This is a genomic window from Arthrobacter sp. 18067, from assembly GCF_902706295.1.
In the GTDB taxonomy this organism is placed as follows: Bacteria; Actinomycetota; Actinomycetes; order Actinomycetales; family Micrococcaceae; genus Arthrobacter.
Genome location: NZ_CACSJJ010000031.1, coordinates 1 through 25,744 on the forward strand (window position 1 = coordinate 1; position 25,744 = coordinate 25,744).

General features: G+C 64.4%; 33 protein-coding genes. 25 read left to right on the top strand and 8 right to left on the bottom strand.

All coding sequences use genetic code 11. The annotated features are described in order from the left end of the window. Window positions 1-718 (top strand): HNH endonuclease (locus GVL04_RS24765; RefSeq protein ID WP_235036405.1); only part of this gene is annotated, 718 nt, incomplete at its 5' end. 51 nt (window positions 719-769) lie between these two features. Here GVL04_RS24765 and map read toward each other — a convergent pair. After that, window positions 770-1,549 (bottom strand): type I methionyl aminopeptidase, encoded by a 780-nt coding sequence (gene map / locus GVL04_RS22540; RefSeq protein WP_159708718.1) that lies wholly within the window; start codon window positions 1,547-1,549, stop codon window positions 770-772. 70 nt (window positions 1,550-1,619) lie between these two features. Here map and GVL04_RS22545 point away from each other — a divergent pair, with 70 nt between their 5' ends. Then, a complete protein-coding gene (locus GVL04_RS22545; RefSeq protein WP_159708720.1) occupies window positions 1,620-1,922 on the top strand; it encodes a helix-turn-helix domain-containing protein in 303 nt (100 codons plus the stop codon). 16 nt (window positions 1,923-1,938) lie between these two features. Here GVL04_RS22545 and GVL04_RS22550 read toward each other — a convergent pair whose 3' ends face one another. After that, window positions 1,939-2,520: a helix-turn-helix domain-containing protein gene (locus tag GVL04_RS22550; protein ID WP_200846938.1), complete on the bottom strand. Its 582-nt coding sequence runs from the start codon at window positions 2,518-2,520 to the stop codon at window positions 1,939-1,941. A gap of 130 nt (window positions 2,521-2,650) precedes the next feature. Here GVL04_RS22550 and GVL04_RS22555 point away from each other — a divergent pair, with 130 nt between their 5' ends. Beyond that, on the top strand, window positions 2,651-3,628 hold the full coding sequence (locus tag GVL04_RS22555; protein WP_159708796.1) for an NAD(P)/FAD-dependent oxidoreductase: 978 nt from the start codon (window positions 2,651-2,653) through the stop codon (window positions 3,626-3,628). On the opposite strand, the gene GVL04_RS22560 is transcribed toward GVL04_RS22555, so the two are convergent. Then, entirely contained in the window at window positions 3,620-4,507 is an 888-nt protein-coding gene (locus tag GVL04_RS22560) for a helix-turn-helix transcriptional regulator (protein ID WP_159708722.1), read from the bottom strand. The genes GVL04_RS22555 and GVL04_RS22560 overlap by 9 nt on opposite strands. Window positions 4,508-4,608: 101 nt before the next feature. On the opposite strand from GVL04_RS22560, the gene GVL04_RS24770 reads away from it, so the two are divergent. The 4 genes from GVL04_RS24770 (at window position 4,609) to GVL04_RS22575 (ending at window position 6,187) form a co-directional block, all read left to right on the top strand. Next, entirely contained in the window at window positions 4,609-4,815 is a 207-nt protein-coding gene (locus tag GVL04_RS24770; protein WP_235036410.1) for a hypothetical protein, read from the top strand. Beyond that, the gene (locus GVL04_RS24775) at window positions 4,755-5,018 is read left to right on the top strand and encodes a cupin domain-containing protein (protein ID WP_235036409.1); all 264 of its coding nucleotides are present in this window, start codon (window positions 4,755-4,757) and stop codon (window positions 5,016-5,018) included. The genes GVL04_RS24770 and GVL04_RS24775 overlap by 61 nt, the downstream gene beginning before the upstream one ends. A gap of 29 nt (window positions 5,019-5,047) precedes the next feature. Beyond that, window positions 5,048-5,905, top strand: a complete 858-nt coding sequence (locus GVL04_RS22570) for an aldo/keto reductase (protein ID WP_159708724.1) — start codon at window positions 5,048-5,050, stop codon at window positions 5,903-5,905. Between the two features lie 69 nt (window positions 5,906-5,974). Then, window positions 5,975-6,187 carry a hypothetical protein gene (locus GVL04_RS22575; protein WP_159708726.1) on the top strand — a complete coding sequence of 71 codons (213 nt, stop codon included), beginning with the start codon at window positions 5,975-5,977 and terminating at the stop codon, window positions 6,185-6,187. Between the two features lie 81 nt (window positions 6,188-6,268). Here the strand turns inward: GVL04_RS22575 and GVL04_RS22580 are convergent, their stop codons facing one another. Genes GVL04_RS22580 through GVL04_RS22595 form a run of 4 tightly spaced genes read right to left on the bottom strand, consistent with a single transcriptional unit; the run spans window position 6,269 to window position 9,491 of the window. Beyond that, entirely contained in the window at window positions 6,269-6,655 is a 387-nt protein-coding gene (locus GVL04_RS22580; RefSeq protein WP_159708728.1) for a flagellar assembly protein FliW, read from the bottom strand. Beyond that, window positions 6,652-7,539, bottom strand: a complete 888-nt coding sequence (gene flgL, locus GVL04_RS22585) for a flagellar hook-associated protein FlgL (protein WP_159708730.1) — start codon at window positions 7,537-7,539, stop codon at window positions 6,652-6,654. Before flgL ends, GVL04_RS22580 begins: the two co-directional genes overlap by 4 nt. 3 nt (window positions 7,540-7,542) lie before the next feature. Next, the gene (flgK, locus tag GVL04_RS22590; RefSeq protein ID WP_159708732.1) at window positions 7,543-8,976 is read right to left on the bottom strand and encodes a flagellar hook-associated protein FlgK; all 1,434 of its coding nucleotides are present in this window, start codon (window positions 8,974-8,976) and stop codon (window positions 7,543-7,545) included. 32 nt (window positions 8,977-9,008) lie between these two features. Continuing rightward, entirely contained in the window at window positions 9,009-9,491 is a 483-nt protein-coding gene (locus GVL04_RS22595) for a flagellar protein FlgN (RefSeq protein ID WP_159708734.1), read from the bottom strand. A 238-nt stretch (window positions 9,492-9,729) separates the two neighbouring features. Here GVL04_RS22595 and GVL04_RS22600 point away from each other — a divergent pair, with 238 nt between their 5' ends. The 4 genes from GVL04_RS22600 (at window position 9,730) to GVL04_RS22615 (ending at window position 12,801) form a co-directional block, all read left to right on the top strand. Beyond that, the gene (locus tag GVL04_RS22600; protein ID WP_235036406.1) at window positions 9,730-10,566 is read left to right on the top strand and encodes a flagellin; all 837 of its coding nucleotides are present in this window, start codon (window positions 9,730-9,732) and stop codon (window positions 10,564-10,566) included. Between the two features lie 128 nt (window positions 10,567-10,694). Beyond that, entirely contained in the window at window positions 10,695-12,077 is a 1,383-nt protein-coding gene (gene fliD, locus GVL04_RS22605) for a flagellar filament capping protein FliD (protein WP_159708736.1), read from the top strand. Window positions 12,078-12,080: 3 nt separating this feature from the next. Then, entirely contained in the window at window positions 12,081-12,512 is a 432-nt protein-coding gene (gene fliS, locus GVL04_RS22610; RefSeq protein WP_159708738.1) for a flagellar export chaperone FliS, read from the top strand. Further along, complete coding sequence (locus GVL04_RS22615) at window positions 12,502-12,801, top strand: hypothetical protein (protein WP_159708740.1); 300 nt, start codon at window positions 12,502-12,504, stop codon at window positions 12,799-12,801. The genes fliS and GVL04_RS22615 overlap by 11 nt, the downstream gene beginning before the upstream one ends. Here GVL04_RS22615 and GVL04_RS22620 read toward each other — a convergent pair. Continuing rightward, entirely contained in the window at window positions 12,798-14,024 is a 1,227-nt protein-coding gene (locus GVL04_RS22620) for an amidohydrolase (RefSeq protein WP_159708742.1), read from the bottom strand. The genes GVL04_RS22615 and GVL04_RS22620 overlap by 4 nt on opposite strands. Window positions 14,025-14,118: 94 nt before the next feature. Between GVL04_RS22620 and GVL04_RS22625 the strand changes: the two genes are divergently transcribed. The 14 genes from GVL04_RS22625 (at window position 14,119) to GVL04_RS22690 (ending at window position 25,743) form a co-directional block, all read left to right on the top strand. Continuing rightward, window positions 14,119-14,778, top strand: a complete 660-nt coding sequence (locus tag GVL04_RS22625; RefSeq protein ID WP_159708744.1) for a cyclodeaminase/cyclohydrolase family protein — start codon at window positions 14,119-14,121, stop codon at window positions 14,776-14,778. A 204-nt stretch (window positions 14,779-14,982) separates the two neighbouring features. Beyond that, window positions 14,983-15,324, top strand: a complete 342-nt coding sequence (locus tag GVL04_RS22630; protein ID WP_159708800.1) for a flagellar basal body protein — start codon at window positions 14,983-14,985, stop codon at window positions 15,322-15,324. Then, complete coding sequence (locus tag GVL04_RS22635) at window positions 15,324-15,716, top strand: flagellar basal body rod protein FlgC (RefSeq protein WP_159708746.1); 393 nt, start codon at window positions 15,324-15,326, stop codon at window positions 15,714-15,716. The genes GVL04_RS22630 and GVL04_RS22635 overlap by 1 nt, the downstream gene beginning before the upstream one ends. Then, on the top strand, window positions 15,716-16,015 hold the full coding sequence (locus tag GVL04_RS22640) for a flagellar hook-basal body complex protein FliE (RefSeq protein WP_159708748.1): 300 nt from the start codon (window positions 15,716-15,718) through the stop codon (window positions 16,013-16,015). The genes GVL04_RS22635 and GVL04_RS22640 overlap by 1 nt, the downstream gene beginning before the upstream one ends. Beyond that, window positions 16,015-17,649: a flagellar basal-body MS-ring/collar protein FliF gene (gene fliF, locus GVL04_RS22645; RefSeq protein ID WP_159708750.1), complete on the top strand. Its 1,635-nt coding sequence runs from the start codon at window positions 16,015-16,017 to the stop codon at window positions 17,647-17,649. Before GVL04_RS22640 ends, fliF begins: the two co-directional genes overlap by 1 nt. Next, window positions 17,646-18,674: a flagellar motor switch protein FliG gene (gene fliG, locus GVL04_RS22650; RefSeq protein ID WP_159708752.1), complete on the top strand. Its 1,029-nt coding sequence runs from the start codon at window positions 17,646-17,648 to the stop codon at window positions 18,672-18,674. The genes fliF and fliG overlap by 4 nt, the downstream gene beginning before the upstream one ends. Then, window positions 18,664-19,278: a FliH/SctL family protein gene (locus GVL04_RS22655; protein WP_159708754.1), complete on the top strand. Its 615-nt coding sequence runs from the start codon at window positions 18,664-18,666 to the stop codon at window positions 19,276-19,278. Before fliG ends, GVL04_RS22655 begins: the two co-directional genes overlap by 11 nt. Further along, window positions 19,275-20,612, top strand: coding sequence for a FliI/YscN family ATPase (locus GVL04_RS22660; RefSeq protein WP_235036407.1), 1,338 nt, complete (start codon window positions 19,275-19,277; stop codon window positions 20,610-20,612). The genes GVL04_RS22655 and GVL04_RS22660 overlap by 4 nt, the downstream gene beginning before the upstream one ends. After that, window positions 20,609-21,034, top strand: a complete 426-nt coding sequence (locus GVL04_RS22665) for a flagellar FliJ family protein (RefSeq protein WP_159708758.1) — start codon at window positions 20,609-20,611, stop codon at window positions 21,032-21,034. The genes GVL04_RS22660 and GVL04_RS22665 overlap by 4 nt, the downstream gene beginning before the upstream one ends. Continuing rightward, entirely contained in the window at window positions 21,031-21,693 is a 663-nt protein-coding gene (locus tag GVL04_RS24895; RefSeq protein ID WP_159708760.1) for a C40 family peptidase, read from the top strand. Before GVL04_RS22665 ends, GVL04_RS24895 begins: the two co-directional genes overlap by 4 nt. Before the next feature lie 341 nt (window positions 21,694-22,034). After that, window positions 22,035-23,672, top strand: a complete 1,638-nt coding sequence (locus GVL04_RS22675; protein ID WP_159708762.1) for a flagellar hook-length control protein FliK — start codon at window positions 22,035-22,037, stop codon at window positions 23,670-23,672. An 18-nt stretch (window positions 23,673-23,690) separates the two neighbouring features. Further along, on the top strand, window positions 23,691-24,125 hold the full coding sequence (locus tag GVL04_RS22680) for a flagellar hook assembly protein FlgD (protein ID WP_159708764.1): 435 nt from the start codon (window positions 23,691-23,693) through the stop codon (window positions 24,123-24,125). Window positions 24,126-24,171: 46 nt separating this feature from the next. Continuing rightward, window positions 24,172-25,344, top strand: coding sequence for a flagellar hook protein FlgE (locus GVL04_RS22685; protein ID WP_159708766.1), 1,173 nt, complete (start codon window positions 24,172-24,174; stop codon window positions 25,342-25,344). A 105-nt stretch (window positions 25,345-25,449) separates the two neighbouring features. Further along, window positions 25,450-25,743: a flagellar FlbD family protein gene (locus GVL04_RS22690; protein ID WP_159708768.1), complete on the top strand. Its 294-nt coding sequence runs from the start codon at window positions 25,450-25,452 to the stop codon at window positions 25,741-25,743. The last annotated feature ends 1 nt before the right edge of the window (window position 25,744 follow it).

Consider the following 25,744-nt stretch of genomic DNA (forward strand, 5'->3'; position numbering starts at 1 on the left):
AGGGATCAATCTGGACCTCGTGATGACCGACCGGACCCTCTTTCAGGGCGATGCCGAACCCGCACGCGTGAAGGGCTACGGAATTGTCCCCTCGGAATGGGCCAGGACCTTGGTCGGCGCGGGAGAAACGGCATCACCAGGACACAGGCGAACAGCAGGCGTCGAACCCGCACCACGCCAAAAGCGACCGCCGGTCCCAGACCCCTCGCCACCGCAGGGCTTCGGATCACCGCCAGACCGGGATGCCCCGCCGGGCAGGGATGTCCCGCGGGTTAGGGATGCCCCGCCGGAGCAGGATCGCGAGTTCGAGATCTGGGTCCGCCGGCTTTACACCGCGCCTACCACGGGCGAGCTCCTGACCATGGATTCCAAAGCCAGGCTGTTCCCGCCGCGGCTCAGACGCTTCATCGAAACCCGTGATGACACCTGCCGCACGCCGTATTGCGACGCGCCCATCCGCCACATCGACCACATCGTGCCCTGGCACTCCGGCGGCATCACCACGCTGAGCAACGGTGCCGGACTTTGCGAAGCCTGCAACCACACCAAAGAAAACGCCGGCTGGAGCGCCAACACCGTGTCCGGGGACGTCCATACCGTGGAATTACGCACGCCCACGGGGCATGTGTACCGTTCCAAAGCCCCGCCGATGCCGGACCCTGGCACTCTTCGCGCCACCGCTCCAATGTCCGAGTCGCCTGGGATTTTCGTCAGCTGAACCTGAGGGCTCAGGGCTTGTGTAGCGGCCGAGTATCTACCTGCCCGGTGATTAGTGGACCAGTGTCGGCAACGTGAGGATTTCGGCTCCGTCCTTGGTGATGGCAATCGTGTGCTCGCTGTGCGCTGTTCGGCAACCCGTCACGCTTCGGAGCGTCCACCCGTCGGCGTCGGTGACCAGTTGGGCGGTGTCGGCCATGACCCATGGCTCCAGGGCCAGCAGCAAACCGGGGCGTAGCTTATAGCCGCGGCCGGGCCGTCCCATATTTGGCACATGGGGATCCTGGTGCATGGTCGACCCGATGCCATGGCCACCGAACTCGGTGTTGACGGGGTAGCCCGCCTCGCCCAGGACTGCCCCAATGGCGTAGGAGAGGTCTCCGATCTTGGCTCCGGGGCGTGCTGCTGCAATTCCGGCGCGCAGTGCCCGCTCGGTCACTTCGATCATCGCCACGCTCTCCGCCGGCCTCGATTCGCCCACGATGAAGCTGATGGCAGAGTCTGCTGCGACGCCGTGGAGGGAGACGGCGAGGTCGAGTGTCAATAGATCGCCGTCAGCAAGTGTGTAGTCCCGGGGCAACCCGTGCAGCACGGCATCGTTGACGCCTGTGCAGATGTAGTGACCGAAGGGACCCCGTCCAAAGGAGGGTGCGTAGTCGACGTAACAGGAGACTGCTCCTGCCTCGAGGATCATGGACTTTGCCCACTGGTCGATGTCCAGGAGGTTTGTGCCCACAGTGGTACGGCCCTTCAAGGTGTGCAGAATGTTGGCGACCAATGCCCCCGTATCCTTCGCGCGGACCAGTTCGGCGGGACTCAGGATCTCGATCATGCGGCGCCTTTCTCTCATGTGTGACCAATAACTATCCCGGCCATATTATCCCGGTATTACAATTGGAGCCATGGTCAGGTTGCCGCTTACTCCCGCAGAGGCCGAGCGTGGACAACGTCTCGGTGCCCTCCTGCGTCGCGCCCGGGGCGGGCGATCCATGTTGGAGACCGCTCTCGATGCCCGGGTCTCGCCGGAAACGCTCCGAAAGATTGAGTCGGGCAGGGTGGCTACGCCGGCTTTCCCAACCGTAGCTGCGATCGCCGAAGTCCTTGGGCTTTCCCTTGACGAGGTGTGGGCCGAGATCAACCAACCCGACAAGGGCGTAGGGGCTGAAGGCTCACGAAGAAGCGCGCGCGAATGGCTCGCCTCCTAGGCTTTGCGCGGACACCTCAACGCTTGGGTCGGGCCCGAACATGAAGTCGTTCGCCTTGCTGGCCGAATAGCGTGAGGAGTTCCACTGGTTCCGAGGTTGCACTCGCAAACCAGTGTGGCGTGCGGGTGTCGAACTCCGCCACCTCTCCCGGTTTCAAAATGAAGTCGTTGTCGCCGAGCACCAAGCGCAATTTGCCATTGAGGATGTACATCCAGTCGTAGCCCTCATGCGACTGGGGCTGTGGGATCTCTTTGCCGGTGCCACTCTTCAGGACCATCTTGAACGCCTGGATTCCGCCGGGTCGCCGAGTGAGGGGGAGGGCGGTGCCCCACTCGTGAACGTGTGGTTTGAGGTGGATGCGGGGATCACCAGTCTCCGGGGCGTCGATCAACTCTTCCAGGGGGACTTGGTGGAGCCGCGCGATCGGGAGCAAGAGTTCCAGGGTTGGTTTGCGCTGGCCTGACTCCAGCCTCGAAAGCGTGCTGACAGAGATGCCGGTTGCCTCCGAAGCTTCCGCAAGCGTCACGTTGCGCTGTGTCCGCATCGAGCGCAGGCGGGGACCAACGGCGTCGAGCATTGTGCTGAAATCGGTAGTCATCCATCTAGTTTGCCATAGCAGCAAAAATTCTTGCTGATACTGCCGGGGGTGCCGAAGCATGGAAGAAAGCGGCACGAAGCCGCTTGAGACATGTGGAGGCACCGTGAGTGAAGAATTGAACAACAGCCAGATGGTCGAGCAATACGACGTCGTAGTGGTGGGAGGTGGCGCAGCTGGGTTAAGTGCGGCGGTCACCCTGGGGAGGGCATTGCGCTCGGTCCTGGTCATCGACGCCGGGGAGCCACGGAATGCACCCGCTACGGGCGTGCACGGCTTCCTGTCCAGGGACGGGATCAACCCCCGGGAACTACTGGCACTCGGACGCGCTGAGGCGAGCCAGTATGGGGCCGAGGTGGTGGCCGGAACAGTCGTCGCGGCACGTTCGACGGCGGACCCCACCGCAGGTGCGGAGCTCGCGTTCGAGGTGGACTTGGCAGACGGCCGGACGGTCGATGCCCGTCGGTTGCTGGTCACCACGGGTTTGACGGACGTCCTGCCCGACATCGATGGCATCAAGGAGCGCTGGGGCAGGGATGTTCTGCACTGCCCCTATTGCCACGGCTGGGAGGTCAGGAACAAGGCGATTGGAATTCTGGGTTCGGTGCCCATGGCGCTGCACCAGACCATGCTGTTCCGTCAGTGGAGCCCCAACATCACGCTGTTCCTCAACGACGTTGTGGAGCCGACGGAAGAAGAGTGGGAACAACTTGCTGCCCGTTCCATCACGGTGGTGGACGGCAAGGTGCGGTCCCTGGACGTGACCGATGACGCCTTGAGCGGCGTTGTCCTGGCATCAGGGAAAGTGATCCCCGTGGAAGCTGTCGTTACAGGGCCTCGACTGCAGGCGCGCTCGGCCGTGCTGGAATCGCTGGGCATCCCATCAGTGGTTCACCCGATGGGCGTGGGTACTCATGTCGAGGTGACGCCACAGGGCGCTACGTCGATGCCGGGTGTTTGGGCGGCGGGCAACGTCACCGACCTCACCGGTCAGGTGATGGCGTCGGCAGCTTCGGGCGTCATGGCAGGGGCAGCTATCAATGCAGATCTGATGGTTGAGGAGACGAGATTGGCTGTGGATGCGGCCCGACTCTCAGCCGTGTCACGATAACGGTTCGTTGGACGGCTGCCCACTCTTCGCGGGGGACGACCGGGCTGCCGTCCAGCTTGCCAGGAAAGCCAATTGTTCCTCGGCGTTGCTACCGGGTTCGGCCGTATAGGCAATGAGGGTAAGACCCTCACCGGGGACCTCGAGGGCGTCACCTGTCAGCTCGATCTCGCCCACCAATGGATTCCGCAGCGTCTTCCGGGCGGTGCGATGGAAATGAACGTTGTGCCGCGCCCAGCGGGTGGAGAACTCGGTGCTCCCGGCTGCGAGGTCGCCGATCAGACCGTTCAGGTACCGGTCGCGGGGGCGGCGGCCTGACTCCACGCGGAGCGCTGCGGCAAAGTCATCGGCGATGGTTTCCCACTCCACAAAGAAATCTTTGGATCGAGGGTCCAGGAACATGAACCGGGCCAAGTTCAGGGGCATGGTGGCGGGGCTGAGGATACCGGTGTAGAGGGCGAGGCAAAGGCTGTTCGCCGCGATGATTTCCATTTTGGCGTTCCGAACATATGCCGGAGTGCCCGTCATTCCCGCAAGGATTCGTTCGATGCTGGGCCGCACACCGGCTCGTGACGAGCCGGTGCCGGATGCGCGGGTCGGGGCGGCAGCCTTGGCGAGGTCCAGAAGGTGGGCTCGTTCTGCTTCATCCAACTGCAGGGCGCGGGCCAACGAGTCAAGGACAGAATCAGAGACGCCACGGAGGTTTCCCCGTTCCAAACGGGCATAGTATTCCGTGCTGACCCCGCTCAGCATGGCTACTTCCTCACGCTTGAGCCCCGGTACCCTCCGTACTCCGCTGAAAGCTGTCAGCCCGGCCTGCCCGGGGGTGATGCGCGCCCTGCGGCTCATCAGGAAGTCCCGGACGTCTTTGTTGTTGTCCATGGCTCTACGCTACGACGCCCGGCAAAGCCCCAACAGGAACTGCCAGTACACCTCACAACAGGCACTCCTCCGCGCGGCCAAGGACTGGTTCTGTTGAATGCATGGAACTTGTACCTGTTGCCCCAACATCGATTGCCCCGGCCGAACGGTTCACGGGCGAGGTCTACGTGAGTCCTCTTCATGCCGGCCAGTCGCCGTCCCGGTTGGTGGCCGCGTTGGTTCACTTCACCCCGGGAGCGCGCACCAACTGGCACTCCCATCCGTTCGGCAGACGCTCCATTGCACGCAAGGTTCCGGACTGGTGGTGACCCGGGACGGCGCGGTGATCATGATGCGCCCCGGAGATACCGTCCACACTCCGGCCGGCGAGGAGCACTGGCATGGCGCAGTGCCGGACAGCCTGATGTCCCATCTCGCCATGGTGGAACAGCTGAACGGTGAGAGTGCCATCTGGCTGGAGCCCGTCAGCGACGCCGAGTACACCTCGGCCCATAGCCAAGCCGCCCGCTGAAACACCCATACCCAAAGAAGGAACAACTCATGCAGAATGTCACCCTGAACAACGGCGTCGAGATGCCCATCCTGGGCTTCGGCGTCTTCCAGATTCCCGACGAAGAGACCCAGATAGCCGTTGAAGCTGCCCTCGAAGCCGGCTACCGCCACCTGGACACGGCCGCTTCCTACGGCAACGAGTCCGCCGTCGGCGCGGCCATCAAGGCCAGCGGAATCCCACGCGGGGACCTGTTCGTCACTACCAAACTCTGGATCCAGCACGCTCCCACCGGCAACGTCCAGGAGGACACCAACCGGACTTTCGCCAACTCGCTGGACCGGCTTGGAATGGATTACGTGGATCTGTACCTGATCCACCAGCCGTTGGGGGACTACTACAGCGAGTGGCGGGCAATGCAGGACATCAACAAGGAAGGAAGAGCCCGCGCCATCGGCGTTTCCAACTTCCACCCCGATCGTTTGGTTGACCTCATCGACCACAACGAGATCGTGCCGGCGGTCAACCAGATCGAAACCCACCCCTTCCACCAGCGAGCTGCCGACCAAGCCCTCATGATCGAGCGGGGCGTCCAGATCGAGTCGTGGGGACCCTTCGCCGAGGGCCGGAACAACCTCTTCACGGACCCGGTCCTCAGCGCTGTCGCCGAGGATCACGGCAAGTCGGTGGCGCAAGTGGTTCTCCGTTGGCTGATTCAGCGCGACGTCGTCGTCATCCCAAAGTCCATCAGGCCTGAGCGGATGGCACAGAACCTGGATGTCTTCGACTTCACATTGACCGACGAACAGATGGGTAGGATCGCAACGCTGGATACCGGTGCCAGCCTCTTCTTCGACCACCGGGACCCGGCGATGGTGAGCTGGTTGGGCAACCGCCGGTACAGCTGACCAGGAAACAGTCGACTTGTGGCGTTGACGAGAGGACGATTAAGGGACAGCCGTTGAAGGAGGTTGGGTATGTGCTACGCGTACTATGACGACTTCGAGCGGCGCACGAAGAAGGACTCCGCGCGCAAGCCCGAGACGCACACGTCTGATGCAAGCAAAGATGAAGCACCGGCAGGGAAGCGTCCGCAGACAGAAGGAACGCTGTGGACTTTCCTTGCCCGCCGTCGCAGGGAATTCGAGGTTCCAGAACCGAAGATCGACCGCATCCGCGAGAAAGTCTAGGCACGCCCTGGGCCGGACCGAAAAACAAGAAAAGGCGCTGCGTCAGCGGCGCCTTTTCTTTGTCCCGGATGAACTGCCTGCTTACCGGGCCAGCTCGGCGCGGAGAGGGTACTTGGCGCCATCCAGGATCGCCTGGACGCAGACGCCGTCCGCCGGATTCAGCAGGATGGGCGCCATGAGATTTACTGTGGTCTTCTCCGGCGTCGGGTTAACAACCACCAACACCATGGCCTCCGGGAGGCTGGAAAGCCCCAGCGCCTCCAACGCGGCCGCAGGGATACCCGGCGCATAGTCAGGCACGTACACAGCGGCGTCGGCCACGAACATCCGCACCTTGGGCTCGGTAACTTCCAGGGCGTACAAGCCCTCGGCGCCGGCAACCCCGCGCAGGGAAAAACCCTCAGCCGACTCCAAACCCGGCATGGGCGAGGCAAACGTCAGGGTATCGAACGCCAGTGCCGTGCTCATCGGAGGAAGTCCATGAGCGTAGGCTGCAGCACCTTGGCCGTCACGGCAAGTGCCACCTGATAGTTGGTTTCCTGCAATTTCAAATCCATTACCGCCTTTCCCAAGTCCGTGTCTTCGACGCGGGCTCTTTGAGTTTCCAGCGTAGCCTTCATCCCTTCCAGCGACTCCTGGGCCTGGCCAAGGCGGGTTTGCCGCATGCCCACATCGGACCTGCCATCGATCACCGCCTTGATGCGCTCGCCGATAGCGGCCAGCCGTGCGTTGGGGTCGGCGCCGGAACGGATATCCGCGACGACGTCACTCACCAAAGCGAAAACGGAGGCGGCGCCGTCGCCAAAGATCGCACCGCCGTCGGAATCCACCCGGACGGTCCGTGCCGCGTCCACACGGCGCTCCACCGAGCTGCCGCCTGCACCCACGAACGACGGGGGAGTGGTGTTGGTGAAAGCGCCCACGGTGTCCGAACTTCCGGCAAAGACATTTCGGCCCAGGTACTGCGTGTTGGCCTGCGTCAGGAGGTCCTTGCCCAGGCCTTCGATTTCGACGGCGATCGCTTCCTTGGCGGTGCTGTTGAGGGTTCCGTTGGAGGCCTGGACCACCAGGTCCCGCACACGGTTGAGGATGTTGGTGGATTGCCCCAGTGCCGTATCGGCGGCGGCAAGCCATCCGTTGCCGTCGCTGATGTTGGAGCCATACTGGGTCGCGGCACTCAGTTGGGCGCGCATGGCGATGGCCTGGGCTGCACCTGCGGGATCGTCCGACGGCCGGCTGATGTTCTTCAACGTCATGGCCCGTTCCTGCAACTCGGCCAGCCGGGACTGGGCCGACTGCAGGTTCCTCTGCGCGGAGGCCGACATCATCTGGTTGGTGACGCGATTGAGCACGGCTTACCTTCCCACCAATCCGGTGCGGTTAATCAGGACATCCAGGGCTTCGTCAATGGCCGTCATGACGCGGGCGGCCGCTTGGTAGGCGTGCTGGCTGGCGAGCAGGGCAACATTTTCTTCGTCCAGGCTGACGGACGCACCGGAGGAACGCTGCCCGAGCGCGGCGACACTCGCCGCGTCTGACAGTTGGGAGTGCTGCTGGGCTGACCTGGAGGCCATGCCAATGCCGGCTACCACGCCACTCCAGAAGGTGTCAGGGGCGCCCGGGCGGGAGCCGATCTGGGCTACGGCGTCGGCAATACTGCCATCCAAGGAGCCGGAACCAGCGGCCCCTGTCGCGATTCCCCCTGCATTTGTGGGGACCACGCGGAGGGAAAGAGCTACGGGAACTCCGGGCGTGCTGGCAAAGAAATCCAGATTGCCGGCGCCGGTGGAGGACTGGCCGGTGCGGTGGACGGCATTGACGTCGTTCATCAATTGCGTGGCGAACGCGTTGTAAGCGGCTGCTGCTTCAGCGATGGCTCCGCCGGTTCCAGCTCCTTTGCTTCCGGCGGCCGCGGGGGCCAGAAGCGATACCGCTCCGGCGAGCTGCCCGCCGTCGAGGTTTACGGCGACGCCGGACCTGTCCGCCCATTCCAGCTGTACCGGCTGTCCGGCCGCGCTCATGGAGGTTTGGCCCGCCAGCTTCAGTTCCCGGTGCGAGGTTCCCGACACCAGGGCGTTGCCTCCGATGAGCACGTCAGCGGTGCCGTCGGCGTTCTCGCGGACCGTGCCGCCGGCCAGCGCGGCAATGGACTCGGTCATCTGGTTCCTGGTATCGATGAGTTCGTTGGCGGAACCGCCGGATGCCAGCACCGAGCGGATGGTCGCATTGAGTTCGGCAACCCGGCCGGCAACGGCGTTGAGCTCATCCACGGTGGCTGAAGCCTCGCCCCGGACGCGGGTCCACTGCGCATCCAGTGACTTGTAGCCTGCGGACACTGTTGCGCTCAGCGTCGTCGCCGCTTCCAGAAGGACCGACGCCGGAGCGGATTCGCCGGGGTGGTTGGAGACTCCCTGCCATGACGCCCAAAAGGTTTGCAACGCCGTCGATATTCCATGCGGCCCGGGTTCCTGCAGCGCATCCTCAAGCCGCTGCAGTTCCATGGACCGGATTCCGGCGAAACCGGACTGGGCCGCAGTGTTGCGCACACCGGCGTCGAGGAAGCTGCTGCCCAGACGGGCGATCCCGTCGATGGAGACGCCCTGACCGGCTTGGCCGGTGGTCGGGCTGAGGCCCACGGGACGTGGCGCGCCGATGGCCGACTGCTCCAGCCGCTGCCGCGTATAGCCGGCGGTGGTGGCGTTGGCGATGTTCTGCCCGGCCAGATTGATGGCTTGCTGCGCTGCGGTGAGGCCGCGGTAGGCCGTATTGAGTCCGCCGAAAGTGCTCACGTGAATGTCCTTTGCTGGTCCAACCGGTGCGGTCAGAATTGCCGGTCGACGAGGTGGGCGGCCGAGGTTTCTCCGGTCCGGCCGTGGGAGTCGTACGTGCCGGCAGCGGGTTTCAGGTCGGCCAGTGTTTCCTGCGTCGAGCGGACGGCCGCTCTGAGGAATTGCTCGTTGGCGTCGCGAAGTTCCTTGATGGCCAGGGTCTGCTGGCGCATTGCTGACAAGTGGGACGATAGGACCTCGGCCCAGGCGGGATCAGGTGCCGCTGCGGCAAGTTCCGCCAGCGAGCATTCAGGGGATAGGCCCCATTGCTCGGCTACTGCCGCGATCTCCACGGTGCGGGCAAGTCCGGCTTTGGAAACCCGGTCCAGGACCTGCTCCACTTCCCGGGTGCCATGGGGCAGCCAACGGGACTTCCCTGCTGTCAACAACAATTGCTCTTCCTCGAGCTTGAAGGTCAGCAGGTCCAGGAGTTCGCGCTCGCGCCACAGCAGGGCTGACAGTTCATGGATGGCCACGTGGGTCAACTCCAGTTCTGGTCGGTAAGGGTGCGGGATGGGATGGCGTAGGGCCTGCCAACTCACCACTAGCTATCGGCCGCCAGGGATCCGTCGTTAGGCGGCAAGGCCCGCTAAAACCTTGATTCTTTTCCTTGTGATTTCTACTTACCGGTAGGGAACGGGCCGTCGATAGTGGGGTGTGACGGCCCACGGATGGGCCGCCGCACAGTAAGTCCACATCACGGAGGAAATTTTCATGGGCATGCAGATCAACAACAACCTGATGGCGAACAACGCGTACCGCAACTTGAACGCCACGCAGGACACCCTGTCCAAGTCGATGGAGAAGCTCTCCAGCGGCCTGCGTATCAACCGTGCTGCAGACGACGCAGCCGGCCTTGCCATTTCGGAAGGCCTCAAGTCCCAGGTCAGCGGCTCCGCGGTTGCCGCACGTAACGCCCAGGACGGCATCAGCCTCATCCAGACCACTGAAGGTGCCCTCAGCGAGGTTCACTCCGTACTGCAGCGCATGCGCGACCTCGCAGTCCAGGGTGCATCGGACACCAACAACACGGCTGCACGCGATGCCATCAAGGACGAAGCCGATTCGCTGGGCAAGGAGTTGGACCGCATCACGCAGTCCACCAACTTCAACGGCATCGACCTTCTCAAGGGCGGTTCCAAGAACATCCAGGTTGGTACCGCCGGTACGGCCAACGACACCATCGCCGTGACCCTCGGCGACGTCGCAACGGCAGCGGGCACCCTGTCCTCCGCCACGGGCGCCACGGGCTTCGACGTCACCACCAACGCTGCAGCACAGACCACGATCACCGCTATTGACGCTGCGATCACCACGGTCTCCGCACAGCGTTCGGACCTCGGCGCCAACCAGAACCGTCTGGACCACGCGATCAAGACGCTGAACGTCTCCGGTGAAAACCTGCAGGCTGCTCAGTCCCGAATCGCTGACACGGACATGGCCGCTGAAATGGTCAAGTACACCAAGGCCAACATCCTGTCCCAGGCAGGTACGGCAATGCTGGCCCAGGCAAACCAGTCCGGCCAGGGTGTTCTGTCCCTCCTGCGCTAAGCCTTCACAGCTGTCCAGGCGCATGAGGTGACTGACCGCCTTAACTGACGTCGGCCGGCCGGGCCCCATAAAACCGGCCGGCCGTCGTCGGACATTTTCGAAGTACACATCATCCGGAAGGGACACCCGTGGCAACTGCCATCGACGGCCTCGCCAGCGGCCTGAACACCACCGCGATCATCAATTCGCTGATGTCCGTCGAAGCCCTGCCGCAGACCCAGCTCAAGACCAAACTGGCGTCCAACCAGACCATCATTTCCACGCTGCAGTCCTTCAACACGAAGCTCACAGCACTGAAGGACCTGGCATCCGGCAACGCCGCCGCGGGCGCCCTGAACCTTTTCACGGCCACCAGCAGCTCTCCTTCGGTCACAGCTAAAACCACGACGGCGGCCGCTGCCGGATCGATCGACCTCACAGTGACGCAGCTGGCCCAAACACAGGTCAACGTCACTGCGGCCATGGCCTCATGGCCGACGGACGGCGGCGCTCCTGCCCGGCTCACGATTGTCGATTCCTTGGGTAAGAAGACCGAGATTGCTCCAGCGAGCACCTCCTTGGATGACGTGGTCACGGCGATCAACGCCGCGTCCGGAGGCGCCCAGGCCGTCAAAGTCCCGGCAGGCAACGGCACCTACCGACTTCAGCTGACCGCCACGGCCTCCGGTGAGGCAGGTGCCTTCACCGCCTACCAGGGAACCGCGGACCAGGTGACCGCAGGAACAGCGGTGGACCTGATGGCGGACCCGGGTGCCGCCGTCGTGAGGTCCGCCCAGGATGCGAAAGCCACGCTGTACGCGGGCACTCCGGCAGCCCAGGTCCTGACCTCCGGCACCAACACCTTCGCCGATGTCCTGCCCGGTGTCTCGGTGACTGCGACGGCCGTATCCGCCAGCCCGGTGACCATCACTGTGGCGAGCGATGTTCCCGGGATTACCAAGAAGGCCGAAGACCTGGTCAAATCCGTCAACGACGTCCTGGGTTTCATTGCCATTTACACCGCCGTTTCCAAGACCACCGATGCCAAGGGCGCCACCGTGCCCAAGGCCGGAATCTTTACGGGAAACAGCACCGTGCGCGCCGTCAACGATCAGGTTCTTGCCGCGTTGTCGCGTCCTATCAACGGAAAGTCGCCCGCCGAGTACGGAATCAACATCACCAAAGCCGGCGACTTCACTTTCGACGCGGAGAAGTTCTCCAAGGCACTGGCCACGGACCCGGCCGCCGCCCAAGCCGCAGTGCAGGGCCTCGCAACCCGCGTTGCGGACGCCTCCAAGGTCGCCGCCGATCCCTACAGCGGGTCCGTTTCCAGCCTGATCAAAGGCCGCGAATCGGAAGTGCGGGACTTGGGCAACAGGATCGCGGACTGGGACCAGCGCCTGATCACCCGACGCGCCACCCTCCAGGCCGTGTACACCAACATGGAAGTGATGCTGGGCGGGCTTCAATCGCAGTCGGCATGGCTGTCCGGGCAAATTTCCACTCTCTCGAAGCAGTCCACAGGAGAATAAGCCATGACCTACAGTGCACTCCGCGCGCAGCAGCTCTCCCGGTACAACGACGACGCCGTCCTGTCCGCACCTCCGGCCCGGCTGCTCACCATGCTGTACGACCGGCTCCTGCTGGACCTCAAGCGCGCGCAGCTGGCACAGGAGAGCCGTAACTGGGACGTTGCGCGGGAGAACCTGTTGCACGCCCAGGCGATTGTCACCGAGCTGCGGTCCACGCTCAGGACCGATGCTTGGGACGGCGCGGCCTCGCTGGCCAGCATCTACGACTACTCCATGGAAGCCCTCATCGGCGCCAATATCTACCGCGATGTTGAGCGGACCAAGGAATGCATCGAACTCCTGGAGCCACTCCGCCAGGGCTGGCACGAGGCCGCGGCACAGTTGTCGGCAGAGGCTCCTGCTGTACCGGGTGGCAGGGCACTCGGTGTCGCCTGAAAACCTGGAGATGACCGAGAAGTGGTCCGCCATCCTGGACGGTTTTGAACGCGACATCGCCTTGGCCGTTTCGGGTGGCGACGTTCCGTCGTGGACGCCCCCTGTGGATGCCGGACCGTTGCCCGCCTCCCTGGCCGATCGTGCCCGGCGGGTTCTGGACGCCCAGGCGGACGCCGTCGCCATCCTGAACCGCGCAAAGCACGACGCCGGCACCCAGCTGGGTGCCATCGACGCCGTGCCGTCGGGGTCGGTTTCGGACCGGCCGTTGTTGCTGGATGTCCGCGGCTAGTTAGTGCCCCTGCCACCGAGGAATTCGAGGGCCGCCGTCACCAAGGCCTCCGAGCCGTGGGTCAGCGTCGGCTGGATGACCGGTGCGAAGTACGGCGAGTGGTTGGACGGAATATCGGGGAGCCGGCCGGTGGTTGCCCACTCCTGGAACAAAGCCGGGTCAGCACCGCCAAGAAACCAGAAGACCAGGGGAGCATCGGCAGCCTTTGCCAAGGCTCCAACGTCCTCGCTGCCGGAGACCGGGCCGGGGTCGATGATCTTCTTATCCCCAAACTTTGCCCGGAACGACGCGGAAATCCGGTCCACCGCCGATTCATCATTGACGGTCAGCGGGAAGTGTTCCTCGTAGTGGAAATCCGGTTCCTTGGGCGCGTCTGAGGCTGTTGCTTCGCTCTTGACAATCCGTTCGATGGAACCAAGAATCTTCCCCCGCGTGGCGTTGTCGAAGGACCGCACACTGAGTCCCAAGGATGCCGTTTCAGGGATGATGTTGTTCTTGGTGCCGGAGTGGATTTGCCCAACAGTGACCACAGCGGCATCACTGGCCGCGAGTTCGCGGGACACGATCCCCTGCAAACGCACGGTAGCGGCGGCCGCCATGAGGACGGGGTCCACTGTGGTTTCGGGGCGCGAGCCGTGCCCGCCCCGGCCATGCAAGGTAATGCTGAGGGAATCCGCTGATGCCATGGTGACCCCGGGGCGGATACCGAACCACCCGGCGGGGAACGGTGCGACGTGCTGGCCCAGGACGATGTCAGGTTTGGGCACCCGGTCATAGAGCCCGTCCGAGACCATGGTTTCCGCGCCGCCTCCCCATTCCTCGGCCGGCTGGAACACCGCGATGAGGGTGCCGCTCCAGTCCTGTTTCCGGGTGGCCAGGGTTTCCACCGCTCCCACCAGGCACGTGACATGGACGTCATGCCCACAGGCATGCATGACAGGCATGTCCTGGCCTTCATGATCGACGCCGACTGCCGTGCTTGCGTAGTCCAGGCCTGTTGCTTCCTTGACCGGCAGCGCATCCATGTCCGCACGGAGCATGACCACCGGGCCCGGGCGGTTCTCAAGGACACCCACCACTCCGGTCTTACCGACATTGCGATGCACGGTGAAGCCAAGGTTTTCGAGATGGCCGGCCGCGATCCCGGCCGTTCTGACTTCCTGGAAGGAGAGCTCAGGGTTCGTGTGCAGGTCTTTGTAAAGCTCTTCGAGGTCAATGGTCATGAGTCTGCCCTTTTTCGTTCGACGCCGTAGGTTTGGCCAGTCTATCCACACGAAAATCTGCGCTGCCTGGGAAATCCCGGGCACACTGGATGCCATGGATAATTCCGAGTCAGTCACTACGCGGGGATCCACGGTTGAGGACTGGACGCGGGCACTTTCCGAGTCCACCGGCTCGCCCGGCGGCGGCGCCGGGACCGGAGTGATGCTGGCAATTGCGGCGTCGCTGGCCTCTATGGTGGCGGGCTACACGGAGCCGGAACAAGTCCAGCAGGCTGGGTTGGCGGCCTTGCACACCCGGGCACGCGCCCTGCGTAGTACGGCCCTCCAGTTGGCCGATGACGACGCTGCCGCGTCCAAAGCATTCGGTGCTGCCTTCCGGCTGGACCCGGGGCCCGAACGGGAAGACGCGATTCACAGGGCATCCGTTGACGCGGCAAAGGCTTCTGCCGTCCTGGGCGAGCATGCGATCGAGGCCATTGAAGATCTGGGCTGGCTCGCCTCCAACGGAAACCCGGCGCTGATAGCGGACGTGGTGGTGGCGTTCGGAGCGCTCAGGGCAGCGCTGGCCGGAGCGCGAACCAACGTGAGTTTCGACCTCGCATCGCTCACTTCTGCTGGCCCTGACCTGGACTCGATCCGGGAAGAACACCCTCATCTCTGGGAGACCGTCACGCGGCTGAGCCAAGCTTTGGAGCGGATTGACGAGCTGACGGCGAGCGTGGACCAGAAAGCGGCGCCGACGGACGGGGTCTGAAGCCCGATATGCGTGGTATCCCAGCGCCAAACGGCGCAGAGCCGGCCCCACAAGTGCCGTTCCCGAAAGAGGGCACGAGATATGCAAAATTAGTCTGCTGATTTTCCTAACGTGCTTTCGAGCCCGGCCGATAGCTGTTGCTGAGCAGGGATCGCTCGATGCATGGCCACGGATTGGCCTTACGACACCACCAGGCAGGACTTTGTGCTTGAATCCGTGACTTCCGCCGCCTTGGACAGCGCCTTGGACGCGCTTTCCTTGCGCCAGCGGACCATCGCCAACAACATCGCGAATGTGAACACGCCCAATTACCAGGCGAAGAGGGTCTCCTTCGAAGACCAACTGGCGGCCTCGGTGCGTTCCGGTGATGGCAACGTGAACGCCACAATTTCCCCGTCCGATGAGCCAACCCGGACTGATGGCAACAACGTCAACCTGGACACCGAGACTTTGTCCAACATCGATACCGTGCTGCGCTACCAGTTCGCTTCGAGGGCCGCGGCCGGCGAATTCACCTCGCTGCGCACGGCCTTGAGGACCAACTGATGACGTTCGACGCAATTGGTATCGCGGGCTCAGCCCTGACCGTCCACCGCAAATGGCTTGACGCGGTCTCGGACAACCTTGCCAACATGAACAACGCCTCCCGCACCGATGGCGAGGCCTTCCGCGCCCGCTACATCGAGGCTGCAGAGGGCAGCAACGGCGATGGGGTGTACGTCAAGAGCGCACCCTTGGGTGATGGCGAAGGCCGCATCGTGTACCAACCCGATCATCCTTTGGCTGATGCTGACGGCAATGTGCGGTACCCGGACATTGACATGGCGGAGCAGATGGGCACGTTGATCATTGCCCAGCGCGGCTACCAGGCAAACGCCCAAGTGGTGGACCGGGCCCGCGAAACGTATTTGGCAGCACTCGAGATAGGGAAGTCCTGATGGCGTTGGGCCCCATTGAAAGCATTCAGGGCGTCACCGGAACCGGCTACGTGGGCACTGCAAAGCCAGCCGCAGCCAGTGGCGACTTCGGCACCGCCCTGACTGGCGCCGTCGACAATTTGCAGTCCCTTCAGTCAAAGTCCAAGGAACTTGCGGTGTCCGCTGTGACGGGCAACCTGGACGACATCCACAAGGCAACCCTTGCATCAACGCGCGCCCAGGTGACTTTTGAACTCGTGGCAGCAGTCCGGAACAAGGGCATTGACGCGTTCAACGAGATCATGAGGATGCAGGCCTGATGCCACCCGGGATTACCCAGTTCTTCCGCAAACTCGGCAGCGGAGTCCAAGCGTTTTCGCCCGCCCAGCGCACCCTCGCGATTCTGGGTGTAGCCGTGCTGGTCCTTGGCGGCGTCGCGCTGACGGCATGGTTGGGAAAGCCTGCCTACTCGCCGCTCTTCTCCGGCCTGAAGGACACGGACGCCAACAGCATCGTGGAGCAGCTCCGCAAAGACAACATCCCCTACGAACTGAGCAACGGCGGCTCCACCATCCTGGTCCCCGAAAACAAGGTGTACGACGAACGCCTCAAGGCTGCGGCGGCCGGACTTCCCTCTGCCGCCGCCACTGGGTACTCGTTGCTGGACAAACTGGGTGTCACGTCCTCTGAGTTCCAGCAGTCGGTGACCTACAAGCGCGCGCTTGAGGGCGAACTCAGCACCACGGTCCAGGCCATGGACGGCGTTAAGAGCGCCGCGGTCCGGCTGGCCATCCCGGAGAAGTCCGTGTTCGTGGACACCACGCCGGAGGCCACCGCCTCAGTGTTCGTCGAAACGCAGCCCGGCACTACGTTGTCCTCGGACAAAGTCCAGGCAATTGTGCACCTGACATCGGCAGCCATCGAAAACCTGAAGCCCACCAACGTTTCGGTGGTTGACTCCCAAGGCAACGTACTCTCCACGGTGGGTGGCGGGGCTACGGGATCCTCGTCAAAGCAGGCCGCTGACTACCAGCAGCGCACCTCGGACGCCGTCAGGGCAGTGCTCGACAGCGTCGTGGGACCCGGCAATGCCACAGTGGCTGTCGCTGCAGACGTCACCGCGGAATCCGCGCAGCAACGCAGCGAAACGTTCACACCCGCAGCGGACACCCCGGCGCTGAGCGAATCCACCAAAACGGAGACGTACACCGGAACCGGCGGCGGAGCAGCGGGCGTCCTTGGCCCGGACAACATCGCTGTTCCTGGCGGCACGGATGCCAACGGCAGTTACGATTCCAGCGACACCACCAAGAACAACGCCGTCAACAAGATCACTGAGGACCGTACTATCCCGCAAGGCGCTGTGAAGCGCCAGACCATCTCCGTGGCCATCAACCAGGCCGCAGCAGGCGGGGTCAATGTGGACTCGGTGCGGGCGCTGGTCACCTCGGCAGCCGGGATCGACGCCGCCCGCGGCGACGTGGTCACGGTGGAAGTGCTTCCGTTCAGCACCGCGGCAGCAGACAAGGCAGCCGAAGCCCTGGGCGCCGCCCAAGCCGATGCAGAGGCTGCCAAGGAAGCCGCCCTCATGAACACGCTCATCCTCGCCGGCAGCATCATGCTGGCCGCCATCGCGTTGATCGTGGCAGTGCTCATCACCCTGAAGCGTCGCCAACGCCGTGAGCCCGTGGACCTCGGCGAACGGACCGACTATGACGCACTGCCGGAAGCGATTCCGACGCCGGCCCTCACCGGACCGGCGACCACCGCCATCGAACTGACATCCATCCAGCCCGCAGCGCCCATCCAACCCACACCGGCCCTGCCGCTACCGGGCTCGGACGCCCTGGACGGCGAGCTGAAGCGTGCCCAGATCGAGGCCATGGTGGCGGACAACCCCGCCCGCACGGCCGAGTATCTGCGCGGGCTCATGGATGAGAGGCAGTCCGTATGAGCCACACGGTCCCGGAAGCATCGGCCCTGAGCGGGGTGCAGAAGGTGGCGGTGGTGCTCATGCAGATGAGTCCCACCAGCGCAGCCTCGGTCATGGCCCAATTCTCGGAATCCGAAGCCGAGGACATCGCCGCCGAAATCGTCCGGCTCCGCCGCGTTTCGTCCGTCGTGGCGGACCACGTCATCAACGAGTTCCACGGACTGGCCGTCAGCGGCCGCCGCACTGCCCGCGGCGGTCAGGAATTCGCCGTCGGGCTTCTTGAAGCGTCGTTCGGTGCGGACAAAGCCGCGGGATTCATGGACCGGCTCGCGTCCACTATGGCCGGGAAGTCGTTCGAGTTCCTGGAAATGATGGACCCCGGACAGATCCTGGCTCTGATCGACGGTGAGCTGCCGCAAACCATCGCGCTGATCCTCGCCCACCTGAGGCCCGGGAAGGCTTCGGCAGTGATGTCCGGGCTGGGGGACGTGCAACGAATCGAGGTTGCCCGGTGCATCGCGACCATGGGCTCGGCGTCCCCGGAAGCTGTGGGCATAGTCGCTGAGACCCTCAAGGTCCGGGCCGGTGCTGTCATGTCCCAGCGGAAATCCAACGAGATCGTCGGCGGCATCCAGCCGTTGGTGGACATCATCAACCGCTCCGACGTCAACACCGAGCGCTCCGTACTGGACGGCTTGGGCACCCTGGATCCGGAGCTGGCCACCGAGGTTCGTGCGCGCATGCTCACGTTCGTGGACATCGTAAAGTTGGAGCCGCGCGACATCCAGCAGATCCTCCGAGGGGTCAGTGCCGACGTCCTGGCTGTGGCCATGAAGGGCGCCCCACCGGTGGTCCTGGACACCGTTCGTGCCAACATGTCCGGCCGCAACCTCGAAATCCTCGAGTCCGAGATGGCGGCGTCCGGCCCCGTCCGGGCCTCTCAGGTCGAGGAAGCCCGGGCCGAGATTGTCAGGTCCATCCGCGAACTCGAAGCTGAAGGCGCCATCGTTGTCCGGCGCGGGGACGAGGACGACTTTGTCTACTGAGCATTTCACCCGGGTCACATTCCCCACGGTTGGCGCCTCCGAACATTCCAGCGGGACCGATCGCGGATTCGTCCAGGGCCACGCAGCAGGTTACGCCGCCGGGATGCAGGCCGCCGCGGCCGAACAACGCCAGCTTCAGGAACGCTTGCAACGTGAGCATGAGGAAATGCTCGACGCCGGCCGCTCGGCCCTGGCGCGGTCAGTTCAGCTCCTGCAGGCGGCAGCTGCAGCGGCGCAGCAGCGCCAGGAAGTCGCATTGGGGGAAGTGCAGGATGTGCTGGCGGCCAGTGCGATCGAGCTCGCCGAAGCCATCCTGGGCTACGAACTTGCCCGTGGGGAGGACACCGCCCGCGCCGCGCTTCACCGTGCGTTGGGAGCGCAAGGCACCGGCGTCGGACACGCCACCGCAGTACGCCTCAACCCGGGTGACCTCGCCGCGCTGGCGGCGTCCGGCGTCGCGGACCCTGACGGTGTTGAACTGAAGGCGGACCCTTCGCTCAACCCCGGCGACGCCGTCGGGGAGTATCCGAATGGATGGATCGACGCGCGTCTCGGCTCCGCGCTGGAGCGCGCCAAGCGGGCACTGCTCGGGGGTCAGCCGTGACAGCGTACCGGCCGCATGCCAACCGCTTCCACGCTGCCGTGGCCGCCGCAGCCCCACAGCGTGTCGGGACCGTCACGTCCGTGCTCGGCCTGGGGCTTGAAATTGCCGGGCTGGAATGCGCGGTCGGCGAACTGGTCACAGTGGGCGCGGGTCCTGAAACGCTCGACGCCGAAGTGGTCGCCTCAGTCAGCGGGTCCGTGCGGTGCATGCCCCTGGGCCGGCTGACCGGGGTTGCCGCGGGAGCGCCTGCCCGGGCCAAAGGTGCGCCAATGCTGGTACCCACCGGCTCAGGACTGTTTGGCCGCGTGCTGGATGCACTGGGCAGGCCGATCGATGGCAAAGGTCCGCTGCCCCTGTCCCGCATGGTCCCTTTGGATCAGGAAGCGCCGTCGGCCATGAGCAGGGCACGCATCGACACGCCCCTGCAGACCGGGGTCCGCGTCCTGGACACCATGACCACCCTGGGGCGCGGCCAACGCATGGGACTATTCGCCGGGTCCGGCGTGGGCAAGTCCTCGCTGCTGTCCATGGTGGCCCGCGGAACCGACGCCGAAGTTTCAGTGATCGCGCTGGTGGGGGAGCGCGGCCGTGAAGTGCGCGAATTCCTCGAAGACGACCTCGGACCCGAAGGCCTTGCCCGATCCGTGGTGGTGGTTGCCACCTCCGATGAACCCGCCCTCATGCGTCTCCGGGCCGCGGTCACCGCAACCCGCATCGCAGAGTCCTTCCGCGAAGCCGGCAAGGATGTGGTGCTCATGATGGACTCCCTGACCCGGGTGGCCATGGCCCAACGCGAGATCGGCCTCTCCGCTGGTGAGCCGCCCGCCACACGCGGCTACCCGCCGTCGACCTTTTCCGTGCTGGCCAGGCTCCTGGAGCGCGCCGGAACCGCGGAAACCGGGTCCGTCACCGGCATCTACACCGTGTTGGTGGACGGCGACGACCACAACGAACCCATCGCTGACGCCGCCCGCTCCATCCTGGACGGTCACGTGGTCCTGGACCGCAAACTCGCCGTCACCGGGCATTTTCCCTCCGTGGACGTGCTGGGCTCCGTGTCCCGCGTGGCATCCAAAGTGAATCCGCGTGAATACACGGCGCTCGCAGTCGCTCTCCGCCGCGTCCTCGCCGCCCGGCGTGGTGCCCAGGACCTGATCGATGTCGGTGCGTACCGGCACGGCAGCAACCCACTGGTGGATGCCGCCTTGGACCACGAAGCGGCCATCAACCGGTTCCTGCGGCAGGGCATGGGCGAATCGACGCCCCACAGTGATGCATGGGCAGAGCTCTCCCGACTTTCAGCGAACTTTGGGCATTTTGAAGGAGCCGCGTGAACCGACAATTCTCCCTGGCAGGGCTCTTGCGGCTGCGGCAGGCTGAACAGAAGTCCGCTGAGAGTGGGCTGGCAGCGGCCAACTCGAGGTCAGCGTCGTTGCGTGTGCGCCGGGCGGAAGCCCGTGAGGCCTTGGCCGATTCCGCCGGGCACGCCGGGGACTCCGCATCCTTGCTGGCCATCGCTGCCGCACGCGCCTCCTCGCAGAGCATGCTTGCCGAGCTGGATGCATTGGCTGCTTTGGCCGAAACCGAGGCCGCCTCAGCCCGGGCCGAGTACACCGAAGCGAAGCGTCGCGCCGTGGGGCTGGAGAAGCTCGAAGTCCGCCACGACGCCGAATATGCCGCCACCGCCCTCCGCGCCGAACAAGGTGTCCTGGACGAAATCGCCTCCACGGCGTGGCACAGGAAGGCCGGATCATGAGCATGACCGACGCCATCGGGCGGATTCAGAGCATTGAGTCCCAGCTGCAGCAGTTGGCCCAAGGGGCGCGGGTGTCTTCCACAGCTGTTTCTTCGACTGGTTCGGTTGCTTCGGTTGCTTCGGTTGCCGACGCCGCGTCGTTTGCCTCTGCGCTGACCAGCGCCATGGGCACCTCGTCTTCTTCTGCCGTGGCTTCCGTGGCTTCCGGCTTGGGCTCACTGCTGCCCGTTGCGGGGAGTACGACGGCGGCCGCTGGGGCTGCGGCAACCGGCACCAACAGTGGGGCTGTGTCGGGTGACGCCGTGGTGGCAGCGGCCAAGAAGTACATCGGAGTGCCCTACGTCTGGGGTGGAACAAATCCGGCTGTGGGGATGGACTGCTCCGGCTTCGTCCAACGGGTTTTCAAGGACCTCGGCGTCGAACTGCCCCGTGTGGTCAGCGACCAAATGCAGAAGGGCACACCTGTTGCATCGCTGGCTGAGGCCAAGCCTGGAGACCTCCTGGTCAGCTACGGCGGTGAGCACATCTCCATCTACCTGGGCAACGGCAAAGCCATCGACGCTCCCGTGCCCGGCCAGACCATCCAGATCCGGGATGCCTGGGAGAAGTACTCCAACCTGACGTCCATCCGCAGGATCGTCCCGGCAGGTGGCGCGTGATGCAGGCGGTGGTTGGAAGTGGCATCCGTGCGGGTGCTGCCAGCCCCGCAGGCACAGGTGGTGGTGCTGGTGGCCGCGGAGTTCCAGGCGGCTCTTCGAGTGCCGGGACCTTTGATATGGTGTTGGCTGCCGAGGCGGTGCCGGCTGCCCATTTCGATGGCTCGCTGCCAGTTCGACGGCTCCTACCGTCTATTCCGCAGCAAGCCGTCGAACCGGATGCGGATGGTCCGGGTGCTCCCGTTCCAGGTACACAAGACCCCGCCCCAGACACGCCTGTCCATGTCGGGGCTTCTTTGCCATTTCGATGGTTGGAACGGCATGGTGCGCAGGGAACGCCCGAAATGGACGAGCTTGAGGCGGACGTAACTGCGGGTGCCGGTGGCGATTCTTGTGCTGGAATGCCTGCGATTGCGGCAGTGCCTGTGGTCGCTCCGCAGGGTCCCGCTGCGAGTGGGACTGCCGGTGTGCCTGCGGTTGCGGCCGAGCCTGTTGTCGCTCCGCAGGGTACCGCTGCGAGTGGGACTGCCGGTGTGCCTGCGATTGCTACAGTGCCTGTGGTCGCTCCGGGCCAGGCTGCCGAGGTTTCGCAGTCTGCCCGTTTCGATGGCTCGCTGCCCATTCGACGGCCCGTACCGTCTAATCTGCAGCAAGCCGTCGAAACGGAAGCGGATGGTCCGGGTGCTCCCGTTCCAGGCACTCAAGACCTCGCCGCTGACACGTCTGCCCATTTCGATGACTCACTGCCGGATCGATGGTTGGAACGGCGTGGTTTGCAGGGAACCCCCGAAACGGGCGAGCTTGAGTCGGACGTAGCTGCGGGTGCCGGTGGTGCATCGAGTGCTGGCATGCCTGCGGTTGCGGCAGTGCCTGTTGTTGCTCCGCAGGGTACCGCTGGGGGTGGGACTGCCGGTGTGCCTGCGGTTGCGGCAGTGCCTGTTGTTGCTCCGCAGGGTACCGCTGGGGGTGGGACTGCCGGTGTGCCTGCGGTTGCGGCAGTGCCTGTTGTTGCTCCGGGCCAGGCTGCCGAGGTTTCGCAGTCTGGCCGTTTCGATGGCTCGCTGCCCGTTCGACGGCTCGTACCGTCTATTCCGCAGCAAGCCGTCGAATCGGATGCGGATGGTCCGGTTGCTCCTGTTCCAGGTACTCAAGACCTCGCCGCTGACACGCCTGTCCATATCGGGGCTTCGCTGCCGGTTCGATGGTTGGAACGGCATGGTGCGCAGGGAACCCCCGATACGGGCGTAGCTGCGCTGGGAACCGCTGGGAGTGGGACTGCCGGTGTGCCTGCGGTTGCGGCAGTGCCTGTGGTCGCTCCGGGCCAGGCTGCCGAGGTTTCGCAGTCTGCCCGTTTCGATGGCTCGCTGCCGGTTCGATGGTTGGAACGGCATGGTGCGCAGGGAACCCCCGAATCGGGCGCGATCCTCGCCATGCCAGCCCCGCTCACTGTCCACCCTGCGGCCACCCCCACCACGCTCCTGCCAACCCCGGCCGGAACCGCGCTCCAGCCAACCCTTCAACAACCCCTCACACCCCAGCTCGCAGCACCGCTCTTCTCGCTCGCGGCGGCCGGTCCGGGGGAGCACGTGATGACGCTGCGGGTAACACCGGAGGACCTTGGCCCCCTCACCGTCCGGGCCCACATCGACGGTACCGGCATGCGCATCGAGTTGTTCGCACCCGGCGATGCCGGGAGGGAAGCCGTGCGTCATGTCCTTCCTGAACTCCGGCGGGGCTTGGAAGACTCCGGCGCAAGCCTGAGCCTGTCCTCGCATAACAGCCCGACGGACACCGGAAAAGACGCCGGAAGAGACCCCGGTCAAGGAAGCGGCAGTGCAACCCGTGACCCAGGGCAGCCAGCCCGCCGCGAGGGTGACCCTCGGACAAACAGCCCCGAAGACCAACCGCAGCAACGACGCCAGCGGCCACCCGGCGTCGTACATGACCCGAGCAGTCCAAACCGCCTGGACGTCCTCGTCTGAGGTGAAGGAGAGAGAATCATGACTACTATTCCCGCGATTGCGGCCAACAACGGCGTCGGCTCGGGCGAGGCTGTCCGCACTCCCGTGAAGACCATGGATTCCGAAGTTTTCATGTCGTTGCTGGTGACTCAGCTGAGGTACCAGGATCCCAGTGCGCCCATGGACACCAACCAGATGATGAGCCAATCGGTGCAGCTTTCCATGATGGAAAAGATGACCGAGCTGACGGCTGGCGCAAAGGAGAGCTTCTCGCTGCAGATGCGGACCGCTGCGGCGCAGATCATCGGGACCCAGGTGAGCTACACGCTCGCCGACGGGACCAAAGGCGACGGCGTAGCCAGTGCGGTGTCCTTCGCCGATGGCGTTCCGACCGTGACGGTGGGCGACGTCAAGGTGCCGCTGGACCTGATCACCGGCATGACCGAAGCCAAGACCACTCAGCCCACCACCTGAGTTGACCCCAGACTTACCCCGAACCCACCCGAAGAAAGGCAACACCATGCTCCGTTCCCTGTACTCCGGAATTTCCGGCCTCCGCGCCCACCAGACCATGCTTGACGTCACCGGCAACAACATCGCCAACGTCAACACCACCGGCTACAAGACGTCGTCGGCCCAGTTCCAGGACACGCTCTCGCAGATGACCCAGGGCGCGGCTGGCCCGCAGCAGGACGTGGGTGGCTCCAACCCTGCCCAGATCGGGCTTGGCGTCCGGGTGGCAGGCGTCAGCACCAACTTCGGCCAGGGCTCATCGCAGAGCACCGGCCGCGGCACCGACCTGATGATCTCCGGCGAAGGCTTCTTCGTCACGGGCAAGGGCGCACAGCAGTACTACACCCGTGCGGGTAACTTCCAGATGGACGCTGCGGGCCGTTTGGTCAGTCCCGACGGCGGCATCCTCCAGGGCTGGACGGCCACCAACGGTGTGGTCAATACGGGTGGAGCCACAGGCCCCATCACGTTGTCCCCGGACACCACCGCACCGGCAGTTGCCACCACCAATGCGACCCTCGGCGGCAACCTGCCATCGGACGCAGCCGTGGGCACTTCCGTTGAACGCCAGGTCAAGGTGTACGACGCCAACGGAGCAGAGCGCAGCCTCACCCTGACCTTCAGCCGCTCTGCCACTGGCTGGAACGTGGCTGGTGCGGACGCCAATGGTGCCACGGGTGCTTCCACCCTCACTTTCGCCAATGGTGCCCTGACATCCGGCGGAACCATGACGGTCGGCGGGATCACGGTCACCATGGGTGCGGTCACCGGTTTCGCGCAGTTGAGCACCCTGGCTGTCACAAGCCAGAACGGCGCCGAAGCCGGTGAGCTGGAGTCGTTCACCCTGGCCGGCGATGGTTCGCTGATCGGTTCCTTCAGCAACGGCGCCAAGGAAGTCCTCGCACGAGTGGCTCTGGCGCGCTTCACCAACCCCGAAGGCCTCGAAAAGGCCGGCGGCTCAACCTACGTTGCCACGGCGAACTCGGGAGCGGCCCAGCTTGGGGGCGCCGGTGAAGGAGGACTTGGCTCGCTGACGTCCGGTTCGCTGGAAATGTCCAACGTGGACCTGTCCCAGGAATTCACCAACCTGATCGTGGCGCAGCGCGGGTTCCAGGCCAACGCCCGCATTATCACCACCTCCGATGAGGTCCTGCAGGAACTGAGCAACCTGAAGCGCTAGTCATGCTGGGGAGGCGGTGATCCTGCCGCCTTCCTAACGCCGCGCAGACTGTGGCCGACAGTAGGGGATGAAACACCTCCATCCCCAGCCGAAGCAGAACAGCCCATGATCGTTGTCACCCGCCTGAACGGCACACGCTTCGCCGTGAATCCGGACATCCTCGAACGGATCCACGAGAGCCCGGACACTCATCTGGTGACTCTCGACGGCGCCGCTTATGTTGTGCGGGAATCGCTGGTTGAGGTGGTGGAACTGATCGCGGATTATCGCGCCAGTGTGCTGCGCCGTGCCCACGACCTGCCGGCCGTGGCGGGCTATCCGCTGAGCCTGGTCAGGTCGCCCGGGCTTGAATCTGAGCCCGGCGAAGAGCCAGGGCCCCACCACCCGAACGGAAGGTAGT